The organism is Planococcus sp. TJ-307, from assembly GCF_058268435.1.
Map to the genome: position 1 here is coordinate 435,506 of NZ_JBZDOJ010000003.1, position 10,210 is coordinate 445,715.

The 10,210-nt window shown below is 45.6% G+C and carries 11 protein-coding genes, 1 tRNA gene and 1 rRNA gene; 2 read left to right on the forward strand and 11 right to left on the reverse strand.

Annotation, left to right across the window (positions count from 1 at the left end):
• Positions 1-74: 74 nt before the first annotated feature.
• Together groL and groES are read right to left on the reverse strand one after the other, a co-directional pair.
• A complete protein-coding gene (gene groL, locus AC4EHK_RS13695; RefSeq protein WP_490979344.1) occupies positions 75-1,706 on the reverse strand; it encodes a chaperonin GroEL in 1,632 nt (543 codons plus the stop codon).
• 31 nt (positions 1,707-1,737) lie between these two features.
• Positions 1,738-2,022: a co-chaperone GroES gene (gene groES, locus AC4EHK_RS13700; RefSeq protein ID WP_006831533.1), complete on the reverse strand. Its 285-nt coding sequence runs from the start codon at positions 2,020-2,022 to the stop codon at positions 1,738-1,740.
• 115 nt (positions 2,023-2,137) lie between these two features.
• Between groES and AC4EHK_RS13705 the strand changes: the two genes are divergently transcribed.
• Entirely contained in the window at positions 2,138-3,034 is an 897-nt protein-coding gene (locus tag AC4EHK_RS13705; protein WP_490979345.1) for a CPBP family intramembrane glutamic endopeptidase, read from the forward strand.
• Positions 3,035-3,090: 56 nt separating this feature from the next.
• Here AC4EHK_RS13705 and tatC read toward each other — a convergent pair whose 3' ends face one another.
• The 3 genes from tatC to AC4EHK_RS13720 form a co-directional block, all read right to left on the reverse strand.
• Entirely contained in the window at positions 3,091-3,852 is a 762-nt protein-coding gene (tatC, locus tag AC4EHK_RS13710) for a twin-arginine translocase subunit TatC (protein WP_490979346.1), read from the reverse strand.
• Between the two features lie 12 nt (positions 3,853-3,864).
• Positions 3,865-4,065 carry a twin-arginine translocase TatA/TatE family subunit gene (locus tag AC4EHK_RS13715; RefSeq protein ID WP_480330119.1) on the reverse strand — a complete coding sequence of 67 codons (201 nt, stop codon included), beginning with the start codon at positions 4,063-4,065 and terminating at the stop codon, positions 3,865-3,867.
• A gap of 89 nt (positions 4,066-4,154) precedes the next feature.
• On the reverse strand, positions 4,155-4,787 hold the full coding sequence (locus AC4EHK_RS13720) for a redox-sensing transcriptional repressor Rex (RefSeq protein ID WP_490979347.1): 633 nt from the start codon (positions 4,785-4,787) through the stop codon (positions 4,155-4,157).
• Between the two features lie 132 nt (positions 4,788-4,919).
• On the opposite strand from AC4EHK_RS13720, the gene AC4EHK_RS13725 reads away from it, so the two are divergent.
• Positions 4,920-6,854, forward strand: a complete 1,935-nt coding sequence (locus AC4EHK_RS13725; protein WP_490979348.1) for an ABC-F family ATP-binding cassette domain-containing protein — start codon at positions 4,920-4,922, stop codon at positions 6,852-6,854.
• A 378-nt stretch (positions 6,855-7,232) separates the two neighbouring features.
• Here the strand turns inward: AC4EHK_RS13725 and tsaD are convergent, their stop codons facing one another.
• The 6 genes from tsaD to rrf form a co-directional block, all read right to left on the reverse strand.
• Positions 7,233-8,252: a tRNA (adenosine(37)-N6)-threonylcarbamoyltransferase complex transferase subunit TsaD gene (gene tsaD, locus AC4EHK_RS13730; protein WP_490979349.1), complete on the reverse strand. Its 1,020-nt coding sequence runs from the start codon at positions 8,250-8,252 to the stop codon at positions 7,233-7,235.
• Positions 8,245-8,700: a ribosomal protein S18-alanine N-acetyltransferase gene (gene rimI, locus AC4EHK_RS13735; protein WP_490979350.1), complete on the reverse strand. Its 456-nt coding sequence runs from the start codon at positions 8,698-8,700 to the stop codon at positions 8,245-8,247. Before rimI ends, tsaD begins: the two co-directional genes overlap by 8 nt.
• Positions 8,697-9,392, reverse strand: a complete 696-nt coding sequence (tsaB, locus tag AC4EHK_RS13740; protein ID WP_490979351.1) for a tRNA (adenosine(37)-N6)-threonylcarbamoyltransferase complex dimerization subunit type 1 TsaB — start codon at positions 9,390-9,392, stop codon at positions 8,697-8,699. Before tsaB ends, rimI begins: the two co-directional genes overlap by 4 nt.
• Positions 9,389-9,841, reverse strand: a complete 453-nt coding sequence (tsaE, locus tag AC4EHK_RS13745) for a tRNA (adenosine(37)-N6)-threonylcarbamoyltransferase complex ATPase subunit type 1 TsaE (protein ID WP_490979352.1) — start codon at positions 9,839-9,841, stop codon at positions 9,389-9,391. Before tsaE ends, tsaB begins: the two co-directional genes overlap by 4 nt.
• Positions 9,842-9,994: 153 nt before the next feature.
• Positions 9,995-10,067, reverse strand: a tRNA-Asp gene (locus tag AC4EHK_RS13750).
• Between the two features lie 16 nt (positions 10,068-10,083).
• Positions 10,084-10,199, reverse strand: a 5S ribosomal RNA gene (rrf, locus tag AC4EHK_RS13755).
• Positions 10,200-10,210 lie beyond the last annotated feature (11 nt).

Sequence of the window (10,210 nt, forward strand, 5' to 3'; positions counted from 1 at the left end):
TTGTTGCCCGATTGTTGCCCAAACCAAAAAGAAAACCCCGAAAACCTTGATTTAACAAGGTTTCGGGGTTCTTTTTACATCATGCCGCCCATGCCGCCCATGTCAGGCATTCCGCCCATTGGTGCTGCTGGTTCTGGGATGTCTGCGACAACTGCTTCAGTCGTCAAGAACATGGCTGCAACAGATGCCGCGTTTTGTAATGCTGAACGCGTAACTTTGGTTGGATCAACGATTCCTTCTTCCACCATGTTAACCCACTGGCCGTTAGCAGCGTTGTAGCCAATGCCAACTTCTTCGGATTTTAGGCGGTGAACGATGATCGAGCCTTCAAGGCCTGCGTTTGTTGCGATTTGGCGAACTGGCTCTTCCAGTGCACGAAGCACGATGTTGACGCCTGTTGCTACGTCGCCTTCTTGTGTTTCAAGAAGTTCAGCTACTTTGTTGTAGACGTTGACTAGCGCTGTACCACCGCCGGCAACAATTCCTTCTTCTACAGCTGCACGCGTTGAGTTTAATGCATCTTCAATGCGAAGTTTGCGTTCTTTCAACTCAGTTTCAGTAGCTGCCCCTACTTTGATAACTGCAACGCCGCCAGCCAATTTCGCTAAGCGCTCCTGCAATTTCTCTTTGTCGAACTCAGAAGTTGTTTCTTCAAGCTGTGTGCGAATCTGTGTCACGCGTGCAACGATGTTTTCCTGGTTGCCAGCGCCTTCCACGATAGTTGTGTTTTCTTTCGAAACAACCACTTTTGATGCGCGCCCAAGCTGAGCGATGTTTGTAGTTTTCAATTCAAGACCAAGGTCTTCTGTAATCACTTCTGCGCCCGTCAGTGCAGCGATATCTTCAAGCATTGCTTTGCGGCGGTCACCGAATCCTGGAGCCTTAACAGCAACAGCATTGAACGTTCCACGCAATTTGTTGACAACCAATGTTGCCAACGCTTCGCCTTCAACGTCTTCAGCGACGATCAACAATGGCTTGCTTTGCTGAACCACTTGCTCAAGGATTGGCAGGATTTCCTGAATGTTGCCGATTTTCTTATCAGTAACCAAGATGAACGGGTTCTCCAGAACGGCTTCCATTTTATCTGAATCCGTCACCATGTACGGAGACTGGTATCCACGGTCAAACTGCATACCTTCTACAACGTCAAGTTCTGTTGTGAAGCCGCGTGATTCTTCTAAAGTGATGACGCCGTCGTTGCCAACGCGCTCCATTGCTTCAGCAATCAATTTGCCGACTTCTTCGTCGCCAGATGAAATCGCTGCAACTTGTGCAATCGATTCTTTGCCTTCAATCGGCTTAGAGATAGCTTTCAATTCTTCAAGCGCATTTTCAACGGCCAATTCGATTCCGCGGCGGATGCCGACTGGATTCGCGCCAGCTGTAACGTTCTTCAAGCCTTCACGAATCATTGCTTGCGCAAGAACCGTAGCGGTTGTTGTACCATCACCAGCGATGTCGTTTGTTTTAGAAGCCACTTCCGCAACAAGTTTCGCTCCCATGTTTTCAAAAGCATTTTCCAGTTCGATTTCTTTCGCGATTGTCACACCATCATTGGTGATTAACGGCGAACCGAATTTTTTCTCAAGCACGACGTTGCGCCCTTTTGGCCCAAGTGTTACTTTTACTGCATCTGCTAATTTATCTACGCCTTTCAGCATTAAACTGCGTGCATCTTCACTGAATCGAATATCTTTTGCCATGTTTAGCTTCCTCCTGTGTCGTTGGTTTATTTTAGCCTAAAACTGCTAATATATCGTTTTCACGTAAAATCAAATATTCTTTGCCTTCGTATTTTAATTCAGATCCTGCGTATTTCGAGAAGATGACGCGATCGCCAGCTTGCACGTCCAATTCTGTGCGCTGCCCGTTTTCACGGATAAGTCCATTTCCTACAGCGATCACATGGCCCTCCTGCGGTTTTTCCTGTGCTGATCCCGGCAAGACGATGCCGCTTGACGTTTTTTCTTCCGCTTCGATGAGCTCAATAATTACACGATCTCCTAGTGGTCTTAACAATTGAAACACCCTCCTCAAATTATCTAAATGTTCTCGCTTAGCACTCTCAACCTCTGAGTGCTAACCCAATAACAAGTTTAATAAAATCTTCTGTCTTTTGCAAGCAGGAACCATCATGATTTTGAATTCTTTGCGGTTGTTCTTTGAAAGCTCTACAATAGAAGGAGTATTCATTAGCGAAAGGAATTACATCATGCCGACTAAACGAAAATCCTTTATAGACACTTTTTTTGAAAATGACAGCTCATCTAAACCAAAAGCCAAAAAAGACAGCGGCTATCACCCAAAATCCAAAGGCAAAAAAACGCCGCTGTATGTATTATTGATTTTTATTGCCGTACAGCTCTCCCCGATCTTGTTTATCGCGCCCTTCATGAGTTACTTTCAAGGCCAGGGCATGGACCGTGAAGCAGCTGGCAACGCCACTTCAGGATGGCTGATTTTCCTGACAATGGGCATTGGCTTTATCATTACGCTGATCGTTATATTTCGGGACAAGCGCTTTTTTGACATTTGGAAAGGTGCAAAATCTTCTGTACCCATGTCCATTGTCTGGGGCTTTCTCGGCTTCTTGCTGCTATTGATTGGACAGTCGCTGGCCGCTTTAATTGAAATGAGGTTTCTCGGCATTGATCCCGGTTCCGAAAACACAGCGTCTCTTGTAACCATTACGGAAGCTGTGCCGCTTGCGATCGTTGCGATTGTTTTGTTCGGTCCGATTCTGGAAGAATTGGTTTTCCGGCGTGTGCTGTTTGGATCACTTAACCAAACGACTAATTTCTTTTTTGCGACAGCCATCAGTTCTTTAGTATTTGCTTTGATCCATTTCGAATTTACGCATTTGCTGTTGTATTTTACTACCGGATTGATCTTGGCATTTTTGTACCAGAAAACCAAACGCATCATCACCCCCATCATCGCCCATATTTGTCTGAACGGCTACGTCATGCTTATCCAGCTCAATATGGATACGATTATCGAATTTCAAAAACAGATGGAAAACCTGCAGTAAACCTTGCAGATCACAAAAAAAGCCTTTCACCGATTGGATTCGGTGAAAGGCTTTTACTATTCTAGCGGTTGTTGCTCTTCAATGATTTGCTGCTGCTCGGCTTTCAGGAACTTGCGGTAGCCGATCTTCGCGATGATGACACTGAATTCGTACAGAATAATCAGCGGCAGCGTCACAATCATATGCGAGACAATGTCAGGCGGTGTAATAAACGCCGCGATGATGACCAAGCCAAGATAGGAATACTTGCGGTACTTCGTCATGAGCATCGGCGTAATAATGCCAAGCCTTGTCAAAAACAGCATCAGTACCGGCAGCTGAAAAATCAGGCCAAACGGCAACGTGATTTGGAACAAAAACTGAAAGTATTCATTGATGCCGATGGTTTCCTGAATGTCCATGTTATCGGAAATGCTGAGCATAAATCCAATGACGTATGGAAACAAGATCAAATAGGCAAATGCAATGCCTCCTAAAAACAGCAGAAGAGAAAATGGAATATAGCTGAGTGTGGCTCTCCGCTCTTTGTCGAGAAGGCCCGGGCTGATAAATGCCCAGAACTGATACATGATGAGTGGAGATGTAAAAATCAACGCCAGAATCATCGTCACCTGCATAAAGATTTTCAAGGGATCGGTAATTTTAAATGCGTTTAAGGTAAGGTCTCTCGCTTCTTCCGTATACTGCAAGTACTGGATTAACGGCTGGGCAAGAAAAAAGCTGACAATAAGCGCCAATATAAAGAAAACGACTACAATGGTCAGCCGTTTTCTCAACTCAACTATATGTTCAACTAAAGTCATGTCTTTTTCTGTCATCGGACAAACATCCTAACGTATTTCCTTTTGCTCGTCTTTCTTTTTAAGCTCTACTTTTTTATCATCGTCTTCGTCATCTACAAGACCTTTTGTTGCGTTCTTGAACTCACGCAAAGACGAACCGAATGCTTTCCCAAGTTCCGGCAACTTTTTGGGACCGAAAACGAGTAAGGCAACAACACCGATAATAATGATACTCATTGGACCTGGCATACGTGCACCTCCTGTATTATGGCTCTATTTTACATCATTCAACTCAGTTTGGCTATTTCGAAACGGCATGGAAATGTGAAGGTTTTAAGTCAATGCTGCTTAATCTGATAAATCAATGTCTGCAGTTCAACTGACAGATCGATGGTCTGGACGCGGATATGGTCAGGCACCGATATGCGCACCGGTGTAAAATTTAAAATCCCTTTAATATCGGTCTGTGCCAGACGGTCTGTCACTTCCTGGGCCGATCGTGACGGCACGGTCAAAATAACCAGCTCCACACCGTATTCTTTGATCTTTTCTTCAATTCTGTCTGGGTGGTACGTATCGATATCGCTGATTTTTTCACCTTCCAGCGGACTGTTCGAGTCAAACGCCACAATAATCTTCGTATTGTGGTTACGGTGGAAATTATACTTTAAAAATGCGCTGCCGAGTCCCCCAACACCGATCAAGGCTACGTTGGTCTCTTCTTCTTGATCCAAAGTCTTCCTGAAAAACAGCAGCAGCTCCTGAACGTCATAGCCATAGCCCTTTTTGCCGAGTGCGCCCAAATGTGAAAAATCACGGCGGATGGTGGCAGAATCAATTTTCATCGCTTCGCTTAATTCCTGTGAGGAAATCCGTTTTTGTCCGGCATTTGCGAAGTTTTGCAGAAAACGGTAATACAGCGGCAGCCTTTTGGTCGTGGCTTGCGGGATTTTAGATGTCTCGTGTAACATACGCTTTCGCATCCTCCTGAGGTGTTGTCAAATCGCTTTCATCTTACATTAGGAGCCTTGATATGTAAAGGCTTGCGCAATTGCGAACAACCGCCCCATCAGCTACACTTAAAGAGAATAGAGGTGACCTACATGATAGTATTGCAAGTAAACCAAGTCCATAAATCATTTGGCGCGGAAGAAATTTTGTCCGGAGTTAAGCTGGAAGTCCAGCACCGCGACCGTGTGGCGTTGGTAGGCCGCAACGGCGCAGGAAAATCCACATTACTGAAAATCATCGCCGGTGAAATGTCCCACGACAGCGGCGATATCAGCACGCCGAAAGATTTGACCATCGGCTATTTGGAACAGCAAACCAATCTTGAATCGGATGCGACCGTCTGGGATGAAATGATGACGATTTTCCACCATTTCCGTGAACAGGAAGCGACTCTTCGCCGCCTGGAAGCACAGATGGCCGAACCTGACATATACAATAACCCTGCAGAAAATGACAAGGTCATGAAAGAATACGACCTGTTGCAGCATGATTTCAAAGACGCCGGGGGCTATCAGTTTGAAGCAGATACGCGAGCTATCCTGCATGGCATGAAATTTTATCCAGAAGACTTCGACAAGAAAGTCGTATCGTTATCCGGCGGCCAGAAAACGCGCTTGATGCTGGCGAAGCATTTGCTCAGCAAACCTCAGCTGCTGATTCTCGATGAGCCGACCAACCACTTGGACATTGAGACCTTAAGTTGGCTGGAAAATTATTTGAAAAATTATCCAGGCGCATTGCTGATTGTTTCCCATGACCGCTACTTCCTCGACCAAGTTGTGACAATGGTCTACGAAGTTTCCCGCCACCGCGTCAAAAAGTACACCGGCAACTACAGCCGCTACTTGGACGAGAAAGCCAAACAATACGAATTGGACCAGAAGCACTTCGAGAAACAGCAAGGCGAGAAAGCCAAATTAGAAGATTATGTCCAGCGCAACCTGGCACGGGCTTCCACAACTAAAATGGCGCAAAGCCGCAGGAAGACCCTCCAGAAAACCGAGTGGATGGAAGCTCCAGACGGCAATGAAAAATCAGCTGCCTTTGGTTTTACGATTGGCAAGCAAAGCGGCAATGATGTGTTGAACGTCCAGTCGCTAAAAATCGGCTACACTGACAAACCGGTCTCTGAAAATATCGCCCTTAAGCTGTACCGTCAGGAAAGTCTGGCACTGGTCGGCCCGAACGGTGTCGGGAAATCAACTTTGCTGAAAACCATCATGAAAGAGCTGGAACCCCTTGCCGGTGACATCCACTACGGCACCGGCATCCAGTTTGGCTATTACGATCAGGAACAAGCCAATTTAAAAGGCAATAAGCTGGTGCTGAACGAACTATGGGACGATTACCCACTTATTAACGAAAAAGACATCCGCGGCATTCTGGGACGCTTCTTATTTACGGGAGATGATGTGCTAAAGCCGGTTTCTACACTATCAGGCGGCGAAAAGGCGCGTGTTGCCTTGGCGAAGCTCATGATGCAAAAAGCCAATGTCTTGCTGCTCGATGAGCCGACCAACCATTTGGATCTCGACAGCAAAGAAGTGCTGGAAAATGCTTTATTGGATTATCCAGGTACCTTGCTCTTTGTCTCGCACGATCGCTATTTCATGAACCGCATCGCGACGAAAGTTATTGAACTCACCCAAGACGGTACGACCGAATATTTGGGTGACTATGATTATTACGTAGAGAAAAAGTTGGAAGTCGCTGAGCTAAAAGCTCTTGATGAAGCCAGTTCGGTTGCTGAAGTAAAAGCAGCAGCTGCTGTTTCCACTTCTCAGATTGATAAAGAAGCCAAAAAGCTGGAACGCCAGCTGGTCCGCCAATCAGAAGAAGTCGAACAGGCGATGGAAGAACTGGACTTGCAGATTGCTGATATTGAAGAACAATTATGCGAGCCGGAAATCTTCCAGGACCACGAGCGTGTATTGCCGCTTCAAAATCAACTGGAACGTTTGAAATCCGATCATGAAGAAACGATGACCCAATGGCTTGAACTTCAGGAAAAAATTGAAAATATTTAATTAGAACCGGCTGATTTGCAGCCGGTTTTTTTGTTTCTATATATAGGTCAATAGGAATTTATGAAATATTTATTTCCACAGATTTTTCCACAATCCTTCGCTTGTCTAATCAACTGCCAACAGACTTATACACATTATCCACAGATAAACTAAATGTTGTCCACATAGTTTTCCACTTTCAAGCACACAATATATAGGATACCCCCCGTTTAGCACCTAGTTGTAAACAGTTTATTCACAAATTGTGCATAAGTACAAATGTTCTCTATTGACAGAACAATTATGCCTTATCCTATTAAAGTCTGAATTTTATGCCAAAAAAAGCAAGTAATTTTACACATTCCAGAACTTCTGAAATGGTGAAATTACTTGCTTCTATTAAATCCATGATGTTAAAGGCATCCCTGGTCGCCCATTCATGGCCATATTGCCGTAGAGTCCTTTTTGGTACATGACAGTTCCGGCTGCAGCAATCATGGCTGCGTTGTCTGTACACAAAGGCAAAGAAGGAATATAAAATGGAATGCCTTTTTTCTTAAATGCCGTTTCCAATGAACGTCGCAATCCTTTATTTGCTGCGACACCGCCCGCAGCAATCACTTGGCGAACTCCGTATTCTTCAGCTGCACGTATCGTTTTTCCAGTGACCACTTCCACAACACTGTTCTGGAATCCGGCTGCGACATGTTCAGGAGCGACTTGTTCCCCGCGCTGTGCGGCATTGTGCATGTAGTTTAGTACCGAGGATTTCAATCCACTAAAGCTGAAATCATAAGATCCTTCTTCCAGCCAAATCCGTGGAAACATTACGGCATCGTCGCTGGCATGCGCCAACCGGTCAATATGGGGACCGCCGGGATAAGGCAAATTCAGCGTACGGGCAACTTTGTCATAAGCTTCCCCGGCAGCATCATCACGCGTTTCACCAATGACGGTGAAATCGCCATGTTCTTTCATGTAAATCAGTTCCGTATGGCCACCAGAAATCACCAAGGCCAGAAGCGGAAACTCCATTTCCTGTTCTAGGCGATTCGCGTAAATATGCCCCGCAATGTGATGAACGCCAACTAAAGGAAGCTGATGTGCAAAGGCAAAAGCTTTTGCTGCATTGACACCTATCAACAAAGCTCCAACCAATCCCGGGCCTTCAGTTACCGCTACCGCATCTAATTGATGTGGTTCCATTCCAGCTAGTTGCAGCGCTTCCTCGATGACCAATGTGATTTGTTCCACATGATGTCTTGAGGCAATTTCCGGTACCACACCACCAAAGCGTTTATGGCTTTCGATTTGTGAAGCCACCACATTGGAGATGATTTCTGTGCCGTTTTTCACAATGGAAGCGGCCGTTTCGTCACAGCTGGTTTCAATTCCCAATATATACATGTCTTTATTCATTAAAGTTCACCCACATCACTATGGCATCTTCGTAATTGTCCGTATAATATCGCTTACGGATGCCACCATTTTTGAAACCTAATTTCCGGTAGAGATTTTGCGCAACAATATTGCTGACGCGCGCTTCCAATGTCATCAGCACAGCGCCGTGTGCTTTGGCCGCATCAATGGCTGCCTGCATCAAGCCTTCACCTAATTTTTTGCCACGCTGATCGGGATGGATCGCAATGTTTGTAACATGCGCTTCGTCTATTACCAGCCACATGCCACAATATCCCACGATGCCATCATCTGTTTCAGCAATCACGTAATAGGCATGTTCGTTGCTAATCATTTCATAGTAAAAAGCATCTTTGGTCCAAGGCAAGCTGAACGACAAATTTTCGATTTCGTAGACCACTTCAATGTCTGCAATCGTCATTTTTCTGTATTTGACTGTGTCGTTCATAAGATCTGACCTTCTTGCGCTTTGTTGTAATTGGCTTCTGCTTCCGTAATGCGGCGGTATTGAGGAACAGCATGATGAACGTCGCTGTCCTCAGAATCTTGTGCCAGCAAAATCAGATTCGTTGCACGCGGCAACCGATTTTGGGGCCCGCTGAAATGAGCAGCTTCACCCAGCACCTCAACAATCAAGGCTTCGTGCAAAGCCACATCAACTCCCGTAAATAGTAGAGGCAACCCGAATTCTTTGGCTTTCAACAGGAATTCCTTCACATCGCTATGCTGGTCAGCAATCACCGGGGACAAACTAGCCCCTTCGTACAAGCCAATAAAAGCCGTACCACGACGAGCATCCATTATTGGACAAATGAGCCCATCAAATCCCTGCCCATTTGCAGCCAGCACCTTTAAGCTGGATACAGGATGCAGCGGAATTTTTAGCGACCATGCCAATGTTTTCGCGATTGTCAGGCCAATGCGGACGCCCGTATAAGAACCAGGGCCTTCTGCTACTGCGATATGCGTCAAATCAGCAGGCAGCACTTTGGCTTTTTTCATCATTTCTTCGATTGCTGGCATTGCGGTCAACGAGTGATTGATTTTTAAATTAGATGTTTCTTCTATTAAGACCACACCATCCTCCATTAACGCAATCGTCAATGGGGAATTCGAGGTATCGATTCCAAGATAGATCATAAGTTTAGCTCCCTGCAAAGTTTTTCATAGCGTCTGCCAATCGGATGCAGCGTGATTGTACGCACTTGTTCAGACTGCCGGTTTAATGTGATTTCTAAACGTTCTTTTGGCAGGTACTCTTCTATAAATGTTGCCCATTCAATCACAGATACGGCGTCGCTGCTGAAAAATTCGTCAAATCCAATGTCTTCATCGCTGTTCTCCAGGCGATAGACATCGAAATGATTTAATTCCAGACGACCCGAATATTGCTTCAAGATGGTGAAAGTTGGACTGTTGACCATCCGTTGAATTCCCAGTCCTTTTGCCAAGCCTTTGGTGAAAGTGGTTTTGCCGGCACCTAAATCACCTGCCAGCGTCAGCAGATCCTGCGGTTCCAGTAATTGTGCCAGAGCAGACGCGAATGATTCGGTTTCTTCCGGCGAATTCAGCATAAGTGTATAAGTCATTTTTCACGTCACCTCGATTGAGTCTTTACATAGTTTAGCGAAATTACTGCGGTAAATCAAAATATATCATTTTTGTGCGGTCGCTGGTTTGGGTTGTGGTGAAGAACAAAAAAAATAAACACAGCGAGTTGGCTGTGTTTATCATCAAAATTACGGTCCCGACCGGGATCGAACCGGCGATCTCCTGCGTGACAGGCAGGCATGTTAACCGCTACACCACGGGACCAAAAAAAAAAAAAACAGACCAGCGACGTCTTACTCTCACAGGGGGAGACCCCCAACTACCATCAGCGCAAAAGAGCTTAACTGCCGTGTTCGGGATGGGAACGGGTGTGGCCTCTTTGCCATCATCACTGGACTATTTGGTTG

What these genes read in the sequence shown, in the direction of transcription:
- groL (WP_490979344.1), bottom strand. Translation starts at nt 1,706, where the DNA reads ATGGCAAAAGATATTCGATTCAGTGAAGATGCACGCAGTTTAATGCTG.
- tsaB (WP_490979351.1), bottom strand. Translation starts at nt 9,392, where the DNA reads ATGATCTATCTTGGAATCGATACCTCGAATTCCCCATTGACGATTGCG.
- AC4EHK_RS13720 (WP_490979347.1), bottom strand. Translation starts at nt 4,787, where the DNA reads ATGTTACACGAGACATCTAAAATCCCGCAAGCCACGACCAAAAGGCTG.
- tatC (WP_490979346.1), bottom strand. Translation starts at nt 3,852, where the DNA reads ATGACAGAAAAAGACATGACTTTAGTTGAACATATAGTTGAGTTGAGA.
- tsaE (WP_490979352.1), bottom strand. Translation starts at nt 9,841, where the DNA reads ATGACTTATACACTTATGCTGAATTCGCCGGAAGAAACCGAATCATTC.
- rimI (WP_490979350.1), bottom strand. Translation starts at nt 8,700, where the DNA reads ATGAACGACACAGTCAAATACAGAAAAATGACGATTGCAGACATTGAA.
- AC4EHK_RS13715 (WP_480330119.1), bottom strand. Translation starts at nt 4,065, where the DNA reads ATGCCAGGTCCAATGAGTATCATTATTATCGGTGTTGTTGCCTTACTC.
- AC4EHK_RS13725 (WP_490979348.1), top strand. Translation starts at nt 4,920, where the DNA reads ATGATAGTATTGCAAGTAAACCAAGTCCATAAATCATTTGGCGCGGAA.
- tsaD (WP_490979349.1), bottom strand. Translation starts at nt 8,252, where the DNA reads ATGAATAAAGACATGTATATATTGGGAATTGAAACCAGCTGTGACGAA.
- AC4EHK_RS13705 (WP_490979345.1), top strand. Translation starts at nt 2,138, where the DNA reads ATGATTTTGAATTCTTTGCGGTTGTTCTTTGAAAGCTCTACAATAGAA.